The organism is Nocardia fodinahabitans (assembly GCF_052983615.1).
Genome location: NZ_JBRJJC010000001.1, coordinates 6,565,072 through 6,584,916, shown reverse-complemented (window position 1 = coordinate 6,584,916; position 19,845 = coordinate 6,565,072). Strand labels below are relative to the sequence as shown.

Annotated in this window: 20 protein-coding genes and 1 pseudogene; 7 read left to right on the top strand and 14 right to left on the bottom strand. The window is 69.3% G+C overall.

The features are described from left to right. Positions 1-9 precede the first annotated feature (9 nt). Positions 10-1,518 carry an aldehyde dehydrogenase family protein gene (locus NV348_RS31130; RefSeq protein WP_447150054.1) on the top strand — a complete coding sequence of 503 codons (1,509 nt, stop codon included), beginning with the start codon at positions 10-12 and terminating at the stop codon, positions 1,516-1,518. A gap of 70 nt (positions 1,519-1,588) precedes the next feature. On the opposite strand, the gene NV348_RS31125 is transcribed toward NV348_RS31130, so the two are convergent. Continuing rightward, positions 1,589-1,930: an LGFP repeat-containing protein gene (locus NV348_RS31125; RefSeq protein ID WP_447150053.1), complete on the bottom strand. Its 342-nt coding sequence runs from the start codon at positions 1,928-1,930 to the stop codon at positions 1,589-1,591. A 346-nt stretch (positions 1,931-2,276) separates the two neighbouring features. On the opposite strand from NV348_RS31125, the pseudogene NV348_RS31120 reads away from it, so the two are divergent. From NV348_RS31120 to ilvD, 3 genes and pseudogenes are all read left to right on the top strand, one after another. Next, positions 2,277-2,444 (top strand): annotated as a pseudogene (locus NV348_RS31120) (TetR/AcrR family transcriptional regulator); the annotation flags it as partial. 392 nt (positions 2,445-2,836) lie between these two features. Next, positions 2,837-3,349 carry a hypothetical protein gene (locus tag NV348_RS31115; protein ID WP_447151234.1) on the top strand — a complete coding sequence of 171 codons (513 nt, stop codon included), beginning with the start codon at positions 2,837-2,839 and terminating at the stop codon, positions 3,347-3,349. A gap of 148 nt (positions 3,350-3,497) precedes the next feature. Continuing rightward, on the top strand, positions 3,498-5,189 hold the full coding sequence (gene ilvD, locus NV348_RS31110) for a dihydroxy-acid dehydratase (protein WP_447150052.1): 1,692 nt from the start codon (positions 3,498-3,500) through the stop codon (positions 5,187-5,189). Positions 5,190-5,681: 492 nt separating this feature from the next. On the opposite strand, the gene NV348_RS31105 is transcribed toward ilvD, so the two are convergent. Continuing rightward, positions 5,682-6,623, bottom strand: coding sequence for an ABC transporter substrate-binding protein (locus tag NV348_RS31105; protein WP_447150051.1), 942 nt, complete (start codon positions 6,621-6,623; stop codon positions 5,682-5,684). A gap of 291 nt (positions 6,624-6,914) precedes the next feature. Between NV348_RS31105 and NV348_RS31100 the strand changes: the two genes are divergently transcribed. From NV348_RS31100 to NV348_RS31090, 3 genes are read left to right on the top strand one after another with little or no spacing between them, the layout of a single operon-like run. Beyond that, positions 6,915-7,889 carry a 4Fe-4S binding protein gene (locus NV348_RS31100; RefSeq protein WP_447150050.1) on the top strand — a complete coding sequence of 325 codons (975 nt, stop codon included), beginning with the start codon at positions 6,915-6,917 and terminating at the stop codon, positions 7,887-7,889. Further along, positions 7,886-8,995: a 4Fe-4S binding protein gene (locus NV348_RS31095; RefSeq protein WP_447150049.1), complete on the top strand. Its 1,110-nt coding sequence runs from the start codon at positions 7,886-7,888 to the stop codon at positions 8,993-8,995. The genes NV348_RS31100 and NV348_RS31095 overlap by 4 nt, the downstream gene beginning before the upstream one ends. Further along, positions 8,985-9,581, top strand: a complete 597-nt coding sequence (locus tag NV348_RS31090) for a cupin domain-containing protein (protein WP_447150048.1) — start codon at positions 8,985-8,987, stop codon at positions 9,579-9,581. The genes NV348_RS31095 and NV348_RS31090 overlap by 11 nt, the downstream gene beginning before the upstream one ends. A gap of 67 nt (positions 9,582-9,648) precedes the next feature. Here NV348_RS31090 and NV348_RS31085 read toward each other — a convergent pair whose 3' ends face one another. From NV348_RS31085 to NV348_RS31030, 12 genes are read right to left on the bottom strand one after another with little or no spacing between them, the layout of a single operon-like run. Next, a complete protein-coding gene (locus NV348_RS31085; protein WP_447150047.1) occupies positions 9,649-10,371 on the bottom strand; it encodes a DUF6390 family protein in 723 nt (240 codons plus the stop codon). 29 nt (positions 10,372-10,400) lie between these two features. Beyond that, positions 10,401-11,474 (bottom strand): hydrogenase expression/formation protein HypE, encoded by a 1,074-nt coding sequence (hypE, locus tag NV348_RS31080; protein ID WP_447150046.1) that lies wholly within the window; start codon positions 11,472-11,474, stop codon positions 10,401-10,403. After that, complete coding sequence (gene hypD, locus NV348_RS31075) at positions 11,467-12,579, bottom strand: hydrogenase formation protein HypD (protein WP_447150045.1); 1,113 nt, start codon at positions 12,577-12,579, stop codon at positions 11,467-11,469. The genes hypE and hypD overlap by 8 nt, the downstream gene beginning before the upstream one ends. Continuing rightward, positions 12,576-12,920 (bottom strand): HypC/HybG/HupF family hydrogenase formation chaperone, encoded by a 345-nt coding sequence (locus NV348_RS31070; RefSeq protein ID WP_063002942.1) that lies wholly within the window; start codon positions 12,918-12,920, stop codon positions 12,576-12,578. Before NV348_RS31070 ends, hypD begins: the two co-directional genes overlap by 4 nt. 17 nt (positions 12,921-12,937) lie before the next feature. Continuing rightward, positions 12,938-15,364 carry a carbamoyltransferase HypF gene (hypF, locus tag NV348_RS31065; protein WP_447150044.1) on the bottom strand — a complete coding sequence of 809 codons (2,427 nt, stop codon included), beginning with the start codon at positions 15,362-15,364 and terminating at the stop codon, positions 12,938-12,940. Further along, positions 15,361-15,603, bottom strand: coding sequence for a HypC/HybG/HupF family hydrogenase formation chaperone (locus tag NV348_RS31060; protein WP_447150043.1), 243 nt, complete (start codon positions 15,601-15,603; stop codon positions 15,361-15,363). The genes hypF and NV348_RS31060 overlap by 4 nt, the downstream gene beginning before the upstream one ends. Positions 15,604-15,606: 3 nt before the next feature. After that, complete coding sequence (locus NV348_RS31055) at positions 15,607-16,170, bottom strand: hydrogenase maturation protease (RefSeq protein WP_447150042.1); 564 nt, start codon at positions 16,168-16,170, stop codon at positions 15,607-15,609. Position 16,171: 1 nt separating this feature from the next. Then, complete coding sequence (locus tag NV348_RS31050) at positions 16,172-16,291, bottom strand: DUF6893 family small protein (RefSeq protein WP_447150041.1); 120 nt, start codon at positions 16,289-16,291, stop codon at positions 16,172-16,174. Positions 16,292-16,304: 13 nt separating this feature from the next. Continuing rightward, complete coding sequence (locus NV348_RS31045; protein ID WP_447150040.1) at positions 16,305-17,639, bottom strand: hypothetical protein; 1,335 nt, start codon at positions 17,637-17,639, stop codon at positions 16,305-16,307. Next, positions 17,636-18,283 (bottom strand): DUF6084 family protein, encoded by a 648-nt coding sequence (locus NV348_RS31040; RefSeq protein ID WP_447150039.1) that lies wholly within the window; start codon positions 18,281-18,283, stop codon positions 17,636-17,638. The genes NV348_RS31045 and NV348_RS31040 overlap by 4 nt, the downstream gene beginning before the upstream one ends. Further along, a complete protein-coding gene (locus NV348_RS31035; RefSeq protein WP_447150038.1) occupies positions 18,283-18,915 on the bottom strand; it encodes a DUF5947 family protein in 633 nt (210 codons plus the stop codon). The genes NV348_RS31040 and NV348_RS31035 overlap by 1 nt, the downstream gene beginning before the upstream one ends. Continuing rightward, on the bottom strand, positions 18,912-19,841 hold the full coding sequence (locus NV348_RS31030) for a NifU family protein (RefSeq protein WP_447150037.1): 930 nt from the start codon (positions 19,839-19,841) through the stop codon (positions 18,912-18,914). The genes NV348_RS31035 and NV348_RS31030 overlap by 4 nt, the downstream gene beginning before the upstream one ends. Positions 19,842-19,845 lie beyond the last annotated feature (4 nt).

The window sequence follows — 19,845 nt, the reverse complement described above, 5'->3', positions numbered from 1 at the left end:
GGCAACACGATGACCGAAGTACTCGAGCCCACCACCACCCCGGTGCTGCCGCAGGTGCGTGACTGGCTGTCCACGCCGAAGCAGTTGTTCATCGGTGGCCGCTGGGTCGACGCGGCCTCGGGCCGCACGTTCGAGACCCGTGACCCGGCCACCGGGCAGGTGCTGACCGAGGTCGCCCACGCCGAGGCCGTCGATGTCGATCGCGCGGTGCGCGCGGCACGGACCGCGTTCGAAGGCGAGTGGTCACTGTGGACGCCGGCCCAGCGCCAGCGTCTGCTGTTCCGCGCCGGTGAGGCGATCTACGCCCATGCCGAGGAACTGGCCCAGCTGGAATCGCTCGACAACGGCAAGTCCGCCGCAGTCGCCCAGGCCGTCGACATCACCTGGGTCGCCGAGCTTTTCGAGTATTACGCCGGCTGGGCCACCAAGATCGAAGGCCGCACCATCCCGGTATCGGTGCCGTGGGCACCCGGCACCCAGTGGCACGCCTACACTCTGCGCGAGCCGATCGGCGTGTGCGGGGCGATCGTCCCGTGGAACTTCCCGCTGCTGATGGCCGCGTTCAAGATTCCCGTCGCCTTGGCGACCGGCAACACCGTCGTGCTCAAGCCCGCCGAGGACACCCCGCTCACCGCGCTGCGCCTGGCCGAGATCCTGGCCGAGGTCGGGCTGCCCGACGGCGTGCTCAACGTGGTCACCGGCTACGGCGACGCCGGTGCCGCGCTGGCCGCCCACGACGACGTCGACAAGATCGCCTTCACCGGTTCCACCGAGGTCGGCAAGCTCATCGTCGACGCCGCCAAGGGCAACCTGAAGAAGGTCAGCCTCGAGCTCGGCGGGAAGAGCCCGCAGGTCGTTTTCGCCGACGCCGACCTGGACCTGGCGATCCCCGGCACGGCCTCGGGGTTCCTGTTCAACCAGGGCCAGACCTGCACCAGCGGCACCCGGTTGCTGGTGGAGGACAAGATCTTCGACGAGTTCACCCGGGGCGTCGCGGAGGTCGCCGCGGCCAGCAAGATCGGCGCGGGCCTGGATCCGGCCACCGAGGTCGGCCCGCTGGTGTCGCAGACCCAGCTCGACCGGGTCCTCGGCTATGTCGATGCCGGGTTGCGCGCGGGGGCACGGGCACTGACGGGCGGGCGCCGCCACGGCGAGAGCGGCTACTTCGTCGAACCTACGGTATTCGTCGACGTCGAGTCCTCGTTCAGCGTCTACCGCGAGGAGATCTTCGGCCCGGTCGTGGTGGCGACCCCGTTCAACGCCGAAGAGGGCGTGGCCGCGGCAGCCAACGACACGCCCTACGGACTGGCCGCCTCGGTGTGGACCAGGGATGTGTCCAAGGCCCATCGCACCGCGCGCCAGATCAAGGCGGGCACGGTATGGATCAACGCGCACAACGCCTTCGACGCCGCGCTGCCCTTCGGCGGCTACAAGCAGTCCGGCTGGGGCCGCGAGCTGGGCACGGCGGCGATCGAGGCCTACACCGAGCAGAAGTCGATCAACACCTTCCTCGGCTGACCGTCGGTAGCTGACAGCACGGTGGGCACCGCCTCGCAGATCGGTGCCCACCGTGACGACTGTGCCGGTGTCAGTTCGCGTTCACGGTCACCGCGTCGTCGGCGATCGAGTAGCTGATCGACCCGTTCTCGAAGTAGCTGATCTTGCCGCCCTCGATGTCCTGCTCATCGGAGGTCGGGTAACCGAGACGGCCACCCGCGCCACCCTCGGCCTCCCACGCCTGACGGATCGCACCGTAGACGGTCTTGGTTCCCGTCGCGAGGTTGAAGTAGATGACACCGCCGGCGAACTCCTGGTACTTGCCGCCGTTCGCGGCGTCCAGTTCCTCGGTGATCGGCTCGCCCAGCGGACTCGAAGCGCCACCCGCTTCGTTGTAGTGGTCGCCGATCGTGCCCTTGACTTCGAATGCCATCCCACAAACCCTTTCGTACGGATACCAACTGGCGATTGCCAGCGGCGACGCTATCGCATAGCGACCGACCCGTACAGAGCTTCGTTCGGCGACAGAACCGCCGTACACACGGCATTCTCCGCGAGGAGTTCACCCTCGACGGAGGGCATCCAAGGCGTCATCAGCTACCGACCAGCATCAATCCAATCGACCGGTCTCCGAGCTAGCGTTCTCCCGCCGAAATCAATACCCACCCACCGCGACTCCACACCTCGACACGCCGCCAACCCCGCCGATGTGAACATGTCATCAATCCGATGAGTCGACCTCCGGGAAGTCCGCAGGGAACAGCGCGACGCCGAGGGATGTGCCTCTCCCCCGCTTTCATCGCCTCCCGTCCGACAGGCAGCGCGCCATCATCGACGGGGCGAAGGCCGAGTTCGCTCAGCATGGTCCGGAAGCCGCGTCGTACAACACGATCATCGCGACCGTGGGGATCTCGAAAACCTCCGCGTACCAGTACTTCGACGGCAAGGACGATTTGCTCGGACTGGTGCTGGCAGACGTCGCGGACCGCCTGAAACTCCAGCTGGGAACGTGGCAACCGGCCACCTCGGCGACGGCGTTCTGGAGCGGTCTACGCCGGGATTCGGCCGGTCTGACACGCTTCCTCGAGGAGAATCCGCTCGATCGCAGTCTCGCCGACGCCGCGCTGGCCCGGGTTCGGCCCGACGACGACAAATGCCTGGCTGACCGACGTCATCGGCAACGGGATCGACCTCGGCATCGTTCGCACCGACATCGACCGCGACCTCCTCACCGCGGCCACTGCCGCGGTGCTCCGCGCGGGCGACCACTGGGCGCTCGCGGGCGGTGCGGATCCCGATCAGATCTTCGATCTGCTCGCGGGATTGTGGGAGCCTCGACATGCGCACTGATCTGCGAGCCGATTGGACGATCCCCGCGACGTCACCCGGGTGGGCCGGCCGCATCGAACAGTTCATGGGCCCCGGCAAGACCCGGTCGGAGTCGGCGGTCGAGTACGTCGGCGGCGCCGTCTGTGTTCTGCTGCTCCTGACCTACTGCCGGCCAGAGCTTTCCGACCGGAGCATCGCCGAACGCGTGGTGCTCGTCCTCGTCGTTCTCGACCTCGTCGGGGGCGTGCTCACCAACGCCACGAACTCCGCGAAACGCTGGTACCACCGGACACGGTCGTCGCGGGGTCGTCTGGCCTTCGTCGCGGCCCACACCCTGCATCTCGCCGTCGTCGGGCTGTGGCTCCTCGGCGATCCGGCGTGGTTCCTCGGCAATACCGTGCTGCTGATCGGGTCCGCGCTGCTGGTGTGGTTCATCCCGCTCTTCTTTCTCAAACTGCTGATCTGCCACCTGATCCCGGAGATCCCCGTCGCGACCGGAGAACGTCCCGGCCCGACCGAGTGAGCTCGACATCGAATCACAGTGCGGTGTTGCCTGTTCAGCCGCCGATTGCTGCGGAGTGTGCACTGCCACCGCAAACTGCCCTACCAGGACCAAAGAGGCAGTGCGTGCCTCGGCGCGATAACCCGCCCGCGGCTCGTAGGCTGGGATGATGGCAGATCACACCGACCGGTCGATCGACATCAAGCCCCGCTCGCGGGATGTCACCGATGGACTCGAGAAAACCGCTGCCCGGGGCATGCTCCGCGCGGTCGGGATGGGTGATGAGGACTGGGCCAAACCGCAGATCGGTGTCGCGTCCAGCTGGAACGAGATCACCCCCTGCAATCTGTCCCTCGACCGGCTGGCCAAGGCGGTCAAGGAGGGCGTCCACGCCGGGGGTGGCTATCCACTCGAGTTCGGCACGATCTCGGTGTCCGACGGTATCTCCATGGGCCACGAGGGCATGCACTTCTCGCTGGTCAGCCGCGAGATCATCGCCGACTCGGTCGAGACCGTGATGATGGCCGAGCGGCTCGACGGGTCGGTGCTGCTCGCCGGGTGCGACAAGAGCCTGCCCGGCATGCTGATGGCGGCCGCGCGGCTGGACCTGGCGAGTGTCTTCCTCTACGCGGGGTCAACCCTGCCGGGCAATGTCGACGGCCGCGACGTCACGATCATCGACGCGTTCGAGGCTGTCGGCGCGTGCATCAAGGGCCTGATCACCCGTGAGGAGGTCGATCGCATCGAGCGGGCGATCTGTCCGGGCGAAGGCGCATGCGGCGGCATGTACACGGCCAACACCATGGCCTCGGTGGCCGAGGCGCTGGGGATGAGCCTGCCCGGCTCGGCCGCCCCGCCCGCCCCCGACCGGCGCCGTGACGAGTACGCCCGCAAATCCGGCGAGGCCGTGGTCGAGCTGCTGCGCCAAGGGATCACCGCGCGCGACATCATGACGATGGAGGCGTTCGAGAACGCCATCACGATCGTCATGGCGCTGGGCGGGTCGACCAATGCCGTGCTGCATCTGCTGGCCATCGCTCGCGAAGCCGGCGTCGGCCTCACGCTCGCCGACTTCAACCGCGTCGGCGAGAAGGTGCCGCACCTGGGCGATCTCAAGCCGTTCGGCCGCTACGTCATGAACGATGTCGACAAGGTCGGCGGCATCCCGGTCGTGCTGAAGGCGCTACTGGACGCGGGCCTGCTGCACGGCGATGTCATGACCGTCACCGGCAAGACGATGGCCGAGAATCTGGCCTCGATCGAGCTCGGCCTCGACGGTGACGTCATCCGCCGCCTCGATCGGCCGATCCACCGGACCGGCGGACTCACCATCCTGCACGGCTCCCTCGCTCCCGAAGGCGCCGTGGTGAAGAGCGCCGGCTTCGACTCCGACGTCTTCCGGGGGACGGCACGCGTCTTCGACGGGGAACGCGCCGCGATGGACGCGCTCGAGAACGGCACGATCGTGGCCGGTGACGTGGTCGTCATCCGCTACGAGGGCCCCAAGGGCGGCCCGGGCATGCGCGAGATGCTCGCCATCACCGGTGCGATCAAGGGCGCCGGCCTGGGCAAAGATGTCCTGCTCCTCACCGACGGCCGCTTCTCCGGCGGCACCACGGGACTGTGCGTCGGCCACGTCGCTCCCGAAGCCGTCGACGGCGGCCCGATCGCCTTCGTCCGCGACGGCGACCCGATCGCCCTCGACGTCGCCAACCACATCCTCGATGTCGAGGTCGACGAGGCCGAACTGACGGCCCGCAAGATCGGCTGGGAGCCGCTGCCGACCAAGTACACCTCCGGCGTCCTGGCCAAGTACCGCAAGCTGGTCAGCTCAGCCGCCCACGGCGCTGTCACCGGCTGACCACCGGAGCCCGTTCCGCTGCTCGATCGGACCCGCATGCCGACATGGTCGAGTTCGTCGACAACCCGGTCTGAGCCTACGGTCGTGCGGCAACTCGCCGAGCCTTGCTCCGAACGGCGGTCAGTACGACCCTGCCGCCCCGGGGACCTCCGCCGGGGCCGGCGCGGCCAGGAAGACGGGAAACTGGTTACCGGGGACCGGATCGACGGTCGATGCGGTTGCGTCGCTGGGCCGTTCAGCACTGAACAACGGCCCCGGCATACTGTCGGTGGCGCGCGGACCTGAGTCGGACATCGTTGGTTCCCCCTGATTGTGGTGGCTAAAAAGACGGGTTCCGACGAGCCTAGCCGTCATCGCCGACACTCCCCGCACGCCACCATCCTTCGACACGACCACCTGCCGGGTTGGGGGTACGGCGTCCGCAGGCGAAGACCGGAAATCGAAACGGCCTGACGGTCTCAGAGGGTGGGCCAGAATCCCACGTCCGGCCAGTCAGAGCACTTTTCGCGACTCCCGTATCGTGGCCGCCAGCCGTTCCAGCAGGGGCGCGGTGGCGGCGTGGGAGAACCGGAAGATCGGCGACCATGACGCGACCTGTCCGGCCGCGACCGCGGGCAGGCCCCGCCACACCGGCCGGCCGGTGAGCGTGTCCGGCGGCAAGCTGGTGGATCGGTCGTCGAGCAGGATCAGATCCGCCGGGTACCGGTCCGCCATCTCCCAGCTCAGCGACTGGAAGTAGCCACCGAGGTCCACCTGATCGGGAACAACGAATTCGACGCCGAGCTCGGTGAAGTAACGCAGGTCGGCCGAGGCACGTGGATCGGAGACGTAGAACAGCTCCGGAGACGCCGAGGCGGCGAGCACCCGCAGACCGGGGCGCGACGCCACGGCATCTCGCACCGCCTGCGACGCGGCGGCGAACCGCCGCTCCGCCGCGACGACCGCGGGGACGGCGGTATCGGCACCGAGTGCCTCGGCCAGCGCCCGGTATCGCGCGATGATCTCGGACAGACTCCGACCGGAGACCTCCATGGCGACAACATCCGGGTTCGCTGACTCGATCTTGGTCAGGTTGTCGTCCGGGACATACCACAGCCGGCCCGGCACATAGGAATCGGTGACGAGCAGGTCGGGCTCCAGTGTCGCGTACTTCTCGATGTCGAACTCACCCCACCCGTCCCCGACGACAGTCACCGAGGCTGGATCGAGGTCACCCAGCAAGTGCGGTGCGTGGGCTTCGCCGAAGATGCCCACTATGCGCTCGCGCACCCCGTAATCGACCAGCGCACCCGCCGAACCGGTGAACGCGACCACCCGGCGCGGTATCCCGCCCGCGCGCACAGTACCGCCACGACCATCGGGAAACTCCCAGCTCCCCGCACCGTCGCGCGAGTTTTCCGCGCCACCACCGCACGCCGCCAGGCCCGCACTCACCCCGGCCAACCCCGCCACCGCGAACAATCGCCGACGACTGAGAGCACGATCGTGCCGATTCCCGTTCGCGATGACGATCCTCCTCCGCGCGTGGCTACTGGTTCGCAATCACTAGACCATACAAAATAAGGCAAGGCAAACCTCACTAACTCTGTCAACACTCGGCTATCGCCTCCAACACGATCCGATGACCCGGCCCGGTCCAGCGTGACCGGCGGGTCGCACGACGAAATACCGGCCCACCGATGAATTCCCGGGTCGGGCGGCGTCTGTATCTCTGGGAGGTACGACATGACCCGAACAGTGGATGCGGCCGAACTACGGCAGATGTGCCTGGATGCCGGAGCTGACGACGTCGGCTTCGTGGCGCTGGACACCCCTGGATTGGAAGGGGAGGTCGACTATGTGCGCGAAGCGCTGCCGAGCACGCGGTCGCTGATCGCGGTCTGTGTGCGGTTGGCGCGGGACAACTTTCGCAGCCGGGCGGCCAGTATGGTCAATACCGAGATCGACACCGCGATACCGGTGCTCGACCGGATCGGCCACAAGATCTGTATCGCGTTGCAGGACCGTGGATTTCGTGCAATGTACCCGTCGGTGACCTTTCCCGTCGAAGCGCACCGGCTGCCCAGCCGGGGCTGGACGGTGTCACACAAGCCGGTGGCGGTGGCGGCGGGTTTGGGGCACATGGGAATTCATCGCTGCGTGATCCATCCGAAGTTCGGCAGTTTCGTCGGGCTCGGCACCGTGCTGACCGACGCGCCGATTGCGCCGTATTCCCAGCCGCTGGACTGGAATCCGTGCCTGGGCTGCAATCTGTGCGTGGCCGCGTGCCCGGTGGGCGCGATACACACCGACGGTAGTTTCGACTTCAACAGTTGCTACACCCACACCTACAACCAGTTCGTGAACAACTTCGCCGACTGGGTCGAAACCATGGCCGACAGCGCCGACGCCGATGATTACGGCCGGCGCGTGAGCCCGAGCGAGACCACCATGCAGTCCCGCCGCCAGTATCGTTCCGGCTACTGCGTCTCGGTGTGCCCCGCCGGCGAGGACGTGATCGGGCCGTATCTGGACGACCGCAAGGGCCACCTGCAGCTGGTGCTGCGCCCGGTGCAGCGCAAGCCCGAGAACGTCTACGTCAGCCCCGGATCGAACGCGGAAGCGCACGCGCGCAAGAGATACAAGCAGAAGACCGTGCGCTACGTGGATACGGGGATCATGCCGCCCGATGGTGTCGACGCCGGGCCGGAGCCGTCGTGAACGACGCCGAGCGGTCGTGGAATCCGCTGCACGTTCCGGTCCAGCGGGGCTCGCGCGAGCGGCCGCATCCGACGGTCGCGGCTGCCAGAGCCGAACAGGCGCCCGCCGAGCCGCCCGCGGACCTCGATGCCGACTGGCTGCGTGAGATATGCCTGGCCGCGGGCGTCGACGATGTCGGATTCACGGCACTGGCAACCCCAGGTCTCGAGGGCGAACGCGACTACGTCCTCGAGGCACTGCCCGGAACCCGCGCCCTGATCGGATTCTGCCTGCGCACCAGCCGCGACAACCTGCAGAGCAGATCGGCCAGCGCCGCCAACCGTGATGTCGCCACCACCCAGGAGCTGGCGCACGAAGCCGCGCGGCACATCTGCCTGGAATTGCAGCGCCGCGGCGTGCGCGCGCTCTATCCGGCGTCCGGATTCCCGGCCGAGATCCACCGGTTCCCCAACCGCAGCTGGGTGGTCTCCCACAAGCTGGTGGCGGTGGCCGCCGGACTGGGGCAGATGGGGTTGCACCGCAACGTCATTCACCCGAAGTTCGGGACCTTCGTCGTGCTCGGCACGATTCTGATCGACCGGCCGGTCTCCCGGTACTCGCAGCCGGTCCTGTCGAATCCGTGCATAGATTGCGGGCTGTGCGTGACCACGTGCCCGGTCGGGGCGATTCATGCCGACGGGGAATTCGACTTCGACGCCTGCTACACGCACAACAATCATCATGAGCTGTCCAACTTCGCGGGCTGGGTCGAGGACGTGGTGGACAGCGCGGATGCGGCCGACTACCGGCGCCGCGTCACACCGAGCGAGACCCTGTCCGTGTGGCAGAGCCTGTCGTTCCAACCGCAGTTCCGCGCCGGATACTGCGTCGCGGTGTGCCCGGCCGGTACCGACGTGCTCGGCGGTTTCCTCGCCGACGCGGACGGGCACGCTCGCGACGTGGTGGCGCCGCTGATGCGCAAGCCGGAGTATGTGTACGTCGACCCCGGGTCGGCCGCCGAAGCGCATGTCCAGTCCACCTTTCCGCACAAGACGGTGCGGCATCCCCGCCGGGTGACGGTGCCCGAGCCCGAGATCGATCCGGTGCCGGAGCGTCATGACCCGTGACGGCGAGCTGCGGCGGGATCTGCCGATCTTCGAGATCTACGCGGGCGAGGGCGGCGCGCGCCTCGAGATTCATCCCTGGTTCTTCGTGGCCGGGCGGCAGTATCTCGGCATGACCCGGGTACTGCCGCCGGGCACCGGGCGTGGGCCCGCGCATGTGCACACCGGTGTCGTCCAGCGTTCGTTCCTGCTGGCCGGCGCGCAGGCCGGCTTTCGGACCGGCGGGCGGACCCGCAGGCTGGCGCCCGGCGACGACCTGATCGTCGAACCCGGCGTGCCCCACATCGATCCGTACAACGACACCGACGCGCCCATCGTCGTCCGCAGCCTCTACACGCCGGGGCCGGTGTGGCTGCTGTCGTACGCCAGAACCCTCGGGCAGGCACTGCGGGACGGAAACGTGAACTCGCAGCAGGAACTCCGGCTACCGCATCTGCTGATGATGCTGGGAACACCCGGTTCGGTGACCTTCGCGGCGAGAATTCCGCTCGGGGTACAGCGGCGGATCCTGCTGCCGGCCGCCACCCGTTTCGCACAGCACCGGGGTCACGCCCCGGCAGCGGGCTTACGCCCCCACATCTTCGGTTGACCGGTGGCGACCGTGTCGGTGGACTCGACCTGCTCGACGGAAAGACCGCCACGGCGCTCGACCATGACTACCGCTGCGCGGTACGCGCGGTGCCTGCCAACCGGTGATTGGTCACCTGCAGTTGCCGTGCTGTGCTGGTGGCCAGCGCCCGCGTCTGAGCGGAATCGAGCCGGCCGCACACGCGCCCCCAATGCAGCGCGACCTGGTCACCGACGGCCACCTCGGTCGCGAGGTGATCGGCGTCCAGCTCGGCGCGCTGGAGCGCCGGCGCGGACAATCGCAGCAGCGGGCCGTCCAGGACCAGCCGCCGGCAGCGGACAGACACCGCGCCGGTGTCCCGGGCCGCCACGGTCCCCCAGGTGATGCGACAGCTGTCCAGGATGCGGATCGGGTGCTCGTCGGCGCCGCGGCCGAGCAGCCGGGTCCAGGGATACACGCCGAAGACGTGGAATCCGTGGTTGGCGGCGGCTTCCTCGGCGAGGTCGGCAGTCAGGTGCGACCAGTAGTGTCCGGCCATCGGCGCGATGATCGTGAGCAGTTCGGTGGTGAACGCGCCCGCGTCGAGGTCGGCGCCGATCCCGCCACCGAGCCAATAGGATTCGACGAGGCGACCGTCGAGCGGATCGGTGATGCCGGTCAGTCTCGACATGGCCCGCAGGTAGGGCCAGGCCCCGGAGAACTGCCGGGCCAGGGCGCGGATGTCGGCGGCCGATCCGTTGTGCAGCGCCCGCGCGTCGGCGGGACCGCAGTAGCCGAGCCGGTTGGGCGCATAGGCGTAGCGGGCGAACATCTCGGTCCCGTCGATGATCGCGCCTCCTGTCAGCAGATCCGTGGCAGTTGTTCGCCGGCGGGCAGATCCACCACGCGGGTGCCGCCCAGGGCGGTGCGGGCGACCACCATGCCCGGATGGTCCTCGACGCAGACACCGATCGCTTCGGCGCGAGCACCCAGCGGATGCTCCCGCATCGCGGCCAGTACCCGATCGGCGTCCTCGGGGGCGACGAAGGCGATCAGCTTGCCCTCGTTGGCCACATACATCGGATCGAGCCCGAGCAACCCACACGCGTCGCGGACCGCGTCGGGCACGGGCAGCTTCCGTTCCTCCAGGGCCACCCCGACTTTCGCGACGCCCGCGATCTCGTTGAGCGTCGCCGCGACCCCGCCGCGCGTCGGGTCGCGCAGCACGTGCACATCGGCGCCGGTGGCCAGCATCGCGGCGACCAGGCCGTTGAGCGGCGCGGTGTCGCTGCAGACGGTGGTGCCGAACTCGAGGCCTTCGCGGCAGCTCATCACCGCGACGCCGTGCACTCCGATGTCACCGCTGACGAGCACGACGTCACCGGGACGGGCCCGCTGCGGACGGATGTCGATGCCCTCGTCGATGATGCCGATACCCGCGGTGTTGATGAAGATCCCGTCGCCGTGACCGGAATCCACCACCTTGGTGTCGCCGGTGACCAGCGTGACTCCCGCCGCGAGGGCGGCTGTGCCGACGGCCTCGGCGACCCGGGCGATCTCGGCGAGCGCGGTGCCTTCTTCGAGGATGAACGCCGTGGACAGCACCATCGGCCGCGCGCCCGCCATGGCCAGGTCGTTGACGGTGCCGTTGACGGCCAGATCCCCGATCGACCCACCGGGGAACGCCAGCGGTTTCACGACGAAGGAGTCGGTCGAGAACGCCAACCGCACGCCGCCGACGGCGAGCACCGCCGAATCCCCCATGCCCGCTTCGGCGGCGGAGCCGAACGCGGGCAGGAACAGGTGCTCGATCAGCTCACCCGACATCGCGCCCCCGCCGCCGTGGCCCATCACGATGGTCGGTGAGTCGCGCAGCGGCATGGGGCACACCCAGCTGTCCATATCGAGCCTCGCCGCCGCGTTGTCCTCACGCATGAGCCACCTCCGCGGGCAAATCCAGGCGCCGGTACAGGTAGTAGGCCGCGCAGGCGCCTTCGGAGGAGACCATGGTGGCCCCCAAGGGGTTTCGCGGTGTGCACTGCTTGCCGAAGGCTGCGCATTCGTGTGGCTTGATCAGTCCCTGCAACACCTCGCCGGAGCGGCAGATCGAGGACTCCGCGGTGTGCAGGTCGGTGACCGCGAACCGGTGCTCGGCGTCGTAGGCGCGGTAGCGTTCCGACAGGCGCCAGCCACTGTCCGGGATGACGCCGATGCCGCGCCAGGCGCGGTCGGTGACTTCGAAGACGTCGTTGAGCATCGTCTTGGCGGCCGGGTTGCCTTCGGCGCGCACCGCGCGCGGATAGGCGTTCTCGAGTTCGTGTCGGCCGTCCTCGAGCTGGGTCACGGTGCGCCGGATGCCTTCCAGGATGTCGAGGGGCTCGAAGCCGGTGACCACCATCGGCACCCCGTACTTGTCGGCCAGCGGCGGGTACTCCTCGGTGCCCATGACACTGCAGACGTGTCCGGCGGCCAGGAAGCCCTGCACCCGGCAGCTCGGCGATTCCATGATCGCGGCGATGGCCGGTGGGACGAGCACGTGCGAGACCAGCAGCGAGAAGTTCTCGATGCCCAGCCGTTCGGCCTGATACACGGTCATCGCGTTGGCCGGCGCGGTGGTCTCGAAGCCGATGCCGAAGAACACCACCTGCCGGTCGGGGTTCTGCCGGGCGATGGTCAGCGCGTCCAGTGGCGAGTACACCACCCGCACGTCGCCGCCCTCGCTCTTGACCCGGAACAGGTCGCGTTCGCTGCCCGGGACCCGGAGCATGTCGCCGAAGGAGCAGAAGATCACCCCGGGCTGCGCGGCGATCTCGAGCGCCTTGTCGATCACCTCGAGCGGGGTGACGCACACGGGGCAGCCGGGCCCGTGGATCATCTCGATCTCGTTGGGCAGCAGCTGGTCGATACCGTGACGGATGATCGAATGCGTCTGTCCGCCGCAGACTTCCATGATGGCCCACCGCTGCGAGGTGGCCGCGCGGATCTGGTCGAGCAACTTCTTCGCCAGCTCGGGGTTGCTGAATTCGTCGAGATACTTCATGACGTCACCTCCGTGTCGTCGCCGGCGCCGGAGTCGGTCGCTGCCGGTTCTGCCGTGGGATCGGGGAGTCCGGACTGTTTGGCGGCGAGGGCGAACCCGTCGCCGAACTCCTCGTTGAGCACACCGAGGTGCTCGAATTCGGCCAGCGTGCGCAACGCCGATTCCTCGTCGAGGCGCTGGATGGCGAAGCCGACGTGGACCACCACGTAGTCGCCGATCGCCGCGTCCGGAATGTATTCCAGGCACACGTCTTTGTGCACGCCGCCGAAGTCGACGACCGACATCATGGTGCCGTCGCGTTCGTGCAGGCTGAGCACCTTTCCCGGGACTGCCAGGCACATCGCTGCTCTCCTTTCGCTCAACCCGCACCGGCGGCGAGTAGTTGCCCGAACGCGAGACCACCGTCGTTGGGCGGCAGTCGGCGATGGGTGATGACGTGGAAACCGTTGTCGCGCAGTGCAGTGCGTGCTGCCGAGAGCAGCAGCGCGTTCTGGAACACCCCACCCGAGAGCGCGACGGTCGTCGGGGAGGGTGCGAACTCCAGAGCGAGGTCGAGAACCAGCGCGGCCACCGCGTGATGGAAGCGGGCGGCGATCACGGCGGCCGGGACGCCGTGCGCGGCGTCGGTGACCACCGCGGCCACGACCGGGGCCGGGTCGATCACGGCCGGGTCGGCGGCGTGATCGAGGCCGAACCGGTAGGTGCGGGCCCCGGCGTCGGCGCCGCGCGCGAGAGCCTCCAGTTCGATCGCTGCCTGGGCTTCGTAGTCGACGGTGTGGCGGACTCCGGCCAGCGAGGACACGGCGTCGAAGAGCCGTCCCATGCTCGAGGTCGGGGTGCACCCGAAGCCGGAGCCGAATTGGTGCGCGAGCACCGCGCGTTCGTCGGCGGGGCAGGCCGCGACCGAGGCGATCGTGTCCGACCAGTCCAGGCGCGCGGACCACAGGTGCGCCAGCGCCATCCGGTAGGGCCGGTGCACGCTGACGTCCCCACCCGCCAGCGGCACATACTTCAGGTGCGCGAGCCGCCGGTAGCCCTTGTAGCCGGCGGCCAGGACTTCACCGCCCCAGATGGCGCCGTCGGGTCCGAATCCCGTGCCGTCGAACGCGATCCCGGTGACCGTCTCCGAGGCACCGAGTCCGTGTTCGCCCATGACCGCCGCGATGTGCGCGTGGTGATGCTGCACGGTGTGTACCGGGCGGCCTGCGGCGTGCGTGCGCGCCCAGGTGGTGGATCGGTAGCGCGGGTGCGCGTCGGCGACGAGCTGGGTGGGCCGGACTCCGGTCAGTTCCGCGAGGTGCTCGGCGGCGGAGCCGAAGGCGCGCAGGGTGGCCAGGTCGTCCATGTCGCCGATGTGCTGACTGAGCCACGCGTAGCGGCCGTCGCCGACCGCGCAGGTGTTCTTCAGGTCCGCGCCGACAGCGAGCGTCGGCGGCACCGGGACGGGCAGGGTCAGCGGGAGTGGCGCGTAGCCGCGCGAGCGGCGCAGGGGCAGTTCGGCGCCGTCGACCAGGCGCACCACCGAGTCGTCACAGGGAGTGAGGATGCGGCGGTCGTGCATCAACCAGCCGTCGGCGAGCCCGGCCAGGCGGGTGCGGGCGTCCTCGTCGTCGAAACAGATCGGTTCGCCACCGAGATTGCCGGAGGTCATCACGAGCACCCGTGGGCCGGGCCGGTCACCCGACAGGCCGAACAGCAGCAGGTGCAGCGGCGTATAGGCGAGCATCACGCCCAGGTCGGGGTTACGGGGCGCGACCGAGGGCGCCAGGTCGATGGTGTCGCGGTCGCACACGACGCCCGAGTCGGCCTCGGACGCCGCCACGGCGGGAAGGGACGTGCGCGCGAGCAGGACGATGGGGCGTTGGGGGCCGGTGAGCAGTACCGCGGCGGTGTCGTCGACCTCCGCGATCGCACGCGCGGTGGCGAGGTCGGCAACCATGACGGCGAAAGGCTTGTCGCCGCGCCGCTTTCGGCCCCGCAAGGTGGCGACGGCGCGCTCGTTCGTGGCATCGCAGGCGAGGTGGTAACCGCCGATGCCTTTGACAGCGAGAATCCCGCCCTCGCGCAACAGGTTTCGCGCCGAGTCCAGTGGCTGATCAGGCCCGGTGATGAGGTGCGCGGTGCTGTCGGTACCGGTAGGCGGGCCGTCGGGGGTGGCCGTCGGGTGGGGGGCGAGGTCGGCGACCGCCGGTGGGACGGAAGGGCCGCGGTAGGTCAGGCGGGGGCCGCAGTCCGGGCAGGCGATGGGTTGGGCGTGGAACCGGCGGTTGGTGGGGTCGGCGTACTCGGCGGCGCACTCGGCGCACATCGGGAAGTCGGCCATCGAGGTGCTGGGCCGGTCGTAGGGCAGTTCGGCGATGATGGTGAATCGGGGGCCGCAGTTGGTGCAGTTGATGAAGGGGTGGCGGTAGCGGCGGTCGGTGGGATCGGCGAGTTCGGCGGCGCAGTCGGCGCAGATCGCGACGTCGGGTGAGGCCAGGGTGCGGCCGCCGCCGTCGCGGGTGGTGTCGGCGATGCGGAATCCGGTGCCGCCGCGGAGCGCAACGGAGCTCTGGTCGACCGATTCGACGACGGCCAGCGGCGGTGGGTGCTCGCGCAGTCGTCGCGCGAACTCGTCCAGATCGGCGGGGGCGCCTTCGATCTCGATGCGCACCCCGGAGCTGTCGTTGGCCACCGACCCGGACAGCGACAGTTCGGCGGCGGTGGTGTAGACGAAGGGACGGAAGCCGACGCCCTGCACCACCCCGCGAACCACGAGGTGGCGGCGTTGCCGGTCGGCGGTCACGGCTGTTCGCCTCGTCCGAGCAGGTTCAATCCGGCCAGTGCGGTGGCGGCGCCTGCCTCGTCGGTCTTCTCGACCGCCAGCCCCATGTGGATGATCACCCAGTCGCCGGGCTGCACCGGGTCCTCCTCCAGCAGGCCGATGTTCACCTTGCGGTCCTCGCCGGAGACCGTGACCAGGGCGAGCTGGCCGTGGTAACCGTCGAGGATCTCCACGACCTGTCCGGGAATGCCGAGGCACATGGGTCAGCCCTCCGATCGGTTCGACGGAGCGAGCGGCTCACCCGGGTCCGCGGTCGAATCACCCGGATTCACGGCGCCCGTGTGCGGGTCGTCGTCGGATGTCCGCGCACCCGCGGCCAGCAACGTGAGCACGTCGGCGACCGCCATCACCGCCGGGTCCACTGCGGCAAGGACCGGTTCGGACAGTCCGATGCCCTCCTCGACCGAGCCGACCTGGCAGCCGACGACGACGGTCGGCGGCAGGGTGCCGCCGAGAGCGCGCACACTCGCGAACACCGCGTCGGGGTTCATGGCGTGCGCGTCCAGTTGCGCCGCACCGGCGGCGTCGGGTTCGGCGTGGAAGACCGACAGCGCGCCGGGGGTGCCGCGGTCGGGAATCGCGTCGACGAGCACCAGCGCGTCCCAGGGGTCGAGCAGGTCGTAGGCCAGGTGCATCCCGCGGATGCCGTAGTCGACCACGCGCACGGACTCGCCGTGCGGCGGGAGCCGTCGCACCACTTCGGGCCCGAAGCCGTCGTCGCCGAGGAAGATGTTGCCGATCCCGGCGACGAGCACCCGTGCCGTCATCTCACATCCGGCGCATCTTCAGGTAGCGCTGCAGGTCCGGTATCGAGCGGACGCCGAGGATCGCGGCGGCGGCAGCTACCACTGCCGCGGCGGCGACCGCGATCATTCCTATGGTGGCCATGGCTGACCTTCTCTCATTCTCGTGGGCTGTCGAGCGGTTCGATCTCCTCCGGGGCGAAATACAGGTAGCGGCCGTACCATTCGTGCAGTTCGGCGGCGGGGTCGTCCTCGATGACCACGCCGACGTGCGCCTGCCCGTCGACGTCGGAGTGCACGGTGACGACCCGGGCGATCCTGCCGTCGTAGAACAGGTCGTGGGCATCGGCACGCCGCGACGGATGCAGGCGGACCCGGCTGCCGTTGCGGACCCGCACCGCGCCGACCATGACCGCGTCGACATCGGGCCGAACGGCGCTGTCGGCCACCGGATCCCACCAGTCGGCGCCGTCGGGCACCTCCGGAATCAGGGCGGCGGGTTCGGCGGGCGGATCCCGCAGGACCCCGTGCAACTGCTGCAAGGCCTCGGGGGTCATGGCGTCGCAGCGGTCGATGATCCGGGCGGCCCGCTGGTCGGTTGCGCGGGCGTCGGCCTTCTCCTGATCGGTCATGGTCATCACCCGCAGGGTGAGGATCTCGTCGATCTCGGTGGAGTCGAACAGCGGCCCTTCGCTCTGCTCGGCGATCTCGGGGTGGTCGTAGAGAATGATCGGCGAGATCAGCACGATGCTGTCGTCACCGGGCGGTCCGGCCAGCACCGGGAAGCAGCGGTGCTGAACACAGCGCGCCACGGCGGCTTCGGCATCGGCCGGCGGTTCGAGCAGCGAGACGAACCGGCCGTCGTCGATGTCGGCGATGATGTGCGCGCCCAGCAGGGAGCGGGCGACGGCCTCGTGCTGATCGGCCGCGGGGGCACCGGTGTTGCGCAGGGTGACGCTCAGGCGGGTCCATCGGCCGTCGGGTTCCACCGTCAGCTGGACCTCACCGTCGAGGTGCTCGCGGCTGCGGACCAGCCGACCGGCCGGTGACCCGTCGGAACCGGGGATCACCTCGAGCTCGGTTCCGGCCGGAATCGACAGGCGCGCCGTCGAATCGGTCAGCCGCAGCGGACCGATCCGCTGCTCGCATTCCACCGCCTCGTCCCAGCTGATCAACGATCGGCCGTCGACGACGAGCTCGGCGACCGGGGCTCCCCCGGCGTCCTCGACCGTGCGGCGCTGCAGGTGCAGGAACCGGACGGTCAGGGTGATCGAGGCGTGCTCGCCCGCGTCGAGCAGACACTGCGCCGACAGTTCCGCATCCTCACCGAGGCCGGCCGCGGCGGCACCGGCGGGGCCGAGGACGCCGAATTGCCACCGTGACTGGTTCTTGGCCGAGTTCGCGCGGTACGGGTACAGCAGGTAGCCCTCGTAGAGCACCGCGTCGGCGACCGCGCGTGCCCTGGCCCGTGACCTCGTCGGCTCGGCGCTCATGAGCTGTCCTGGGCGGTGTCGAGCAGCCGGGTCACCGCGTCGTCGAAGCCGAGCAGCCCGTGACCGGACTTGTAGGCGGCGATCGCGTCGAGGGTGTCGCGGCGCAGGCGCAGCCAGCCCGAGTTCGGGAAGTGCGCGGCCATCAGGTCGTCCCACACCGAGACCGGCATGTCGACCTTGTCCTCGCGGTCCCACGGGATCTGCTGCACGGCGAAACCCGTGGCGCCGCGGATGAACACGGTGCCACTGAACAGGAAGATCAGGGGCACCGTTCCCTCGCGCAGGGCGTGCAGGTACTTGGACCCGCTCACCTCGAAGTCGTAGGTGCACGGCATCGGCAGGTCGACCTGGGCGCCGCCGTGGAATCCGGGAACCATGGTGGCGCAGTGCATCCAGAGGAAGGAACGCTGGGTGTCCCGCCAGCGTTCGCGTGGCCCGAACAGGTCGACCAGGCCCGCGCTCTCCTCGTCGGTGTAGCCGCGCCGGTGCGGTTCGATCCGCACCTGTGCGCGTAAGGCGATGGCGTGCACCGGTTCCTCGCCGAGCGCCGCGATCCCGACGCGCGCCGTCAGCGTCGGCGTCACGGCATAGGGCTCGGGTGCGATGCCGAGTACCGCGAAGGTCGTCGAGTAGGCCGGGCACATCACACACCGCCCGGACGGGCACGCGCCGACACCGCGGCGAAGAACTCGTCGAGATACCGGTGCACGTCCTGGCCGCCGTCGAACCCGCGCCACAGCAACCGCATCCGGCCCACGAACTCGTAGCAGGCGTCGATGGGCAACAGCAGGCAGGCGGCCTCGGCGGTGCCGCGCTCGGGGACCCGGATCATCAGCGCCTCGACATCGGGAACGGCCACATCGATCTCCGGGTGCCGGTCGAGCACCGTGCGCCACTGGTCGAGGGGCAGTTCGGATTCGGTGGCGCCCAACGGTCCCGGATAGAACGCCACGGTACGACCCAGCGCGGAATTGTCGAAGAAGAACGCCAGACCGACCGGGATGTCGAGCGCGTCCCACTCGCCGTGGCTGATGGTGAACTCCGGGAAGCGCAGGTACCGGTCGGGCACCGCCCGGTACCGCAGGGTGGCGTTCTGATCGGTGAACAGCAGGTAGCAGCCCCGGCACACGCACAGCAGCTGGCGGCCTTCGACGTTCACCACGTGCTGGTGCTCGGCGGCGATGGACTCCGCGCACATCTCGCACCGCTCGCCCGCCGCGACGGCGGGCTTGCGGTCGACGGTGAGGCGCCGCAGCACCCCCAACGGAGAACTCACCCGGCCACCCCCACCGGAACAGCCACCGACAGTTCGCCGGCCCGCACCAGCACCGGCAGCGGTTCCAGATGGCCGTCGCCGTCGACCCGGGCACCGGCGTGGACGGCGTCGTAGCGCGCACGACAGGTCGGGCAGCGCAGGACCGCGTCACCGACCGGGAATCCGACCCGGCGCTGCAGCGCGGCACCGGCCAGGGAGTTGTCACACGACGGGCAGTGGTCGCGGTAGACGAACAGCTCGTCACCGACCCGGCAGGCGAGCACCGCGTGCCCGCCGATGGCGAAGCCGCCGACCTCGCCTGCACCGAGCTCACCCAGCTCCGGGACGGCGATCCAGGTCCCGTGGTGCTCGGTCACCGGGTGGGCCCCGGCGTGTACCCGCGCGAACAGCGAGTCGGCGGCGATCAGCGCGTCGGTCGATTCCGGTTGCGCGGCAGCCACTTCGATCGACTCGATCTCCGGCGCCGCGGCCTGCACCGCGTCCTGGACCGCCAGTTCCAGGGTCACCGAGGACGAGGGGCAGGTGCGGCAGCTACCGGACAGCTCGAGCCGCACGACGCCGTCGGCCACCCCCAGCAGCTCGACATCGCCACCGTGGGACCCGAGGTACGGCCGCACGCTGTCGAGCGCCGCGCGGACGCGGGTGTGCACGTCGTGCGGATGCAGGCCGTGCACCAGCAGCAGACTCGCGACGAGGTCGTCGGCGGCCAGCCGAGCGCGCACGTCGTCGTCGACGAGCGCGAGGACCCGGGCCAGCCCGGCGCCGTAGAGGTCGGCAACCTCACGCACCAGTTGCTCGGCGCGCTCACGGGCGACGACGCCGCCCGCCGAACTCGCGTCGAGCAGGGTCTCGATCCGCTCGCCTGCGCCGCGCCATCGGTCTCGGTCGATCGCTGCCTCGTCGTGCTCCCCCGGCCGATCCGGCATCACC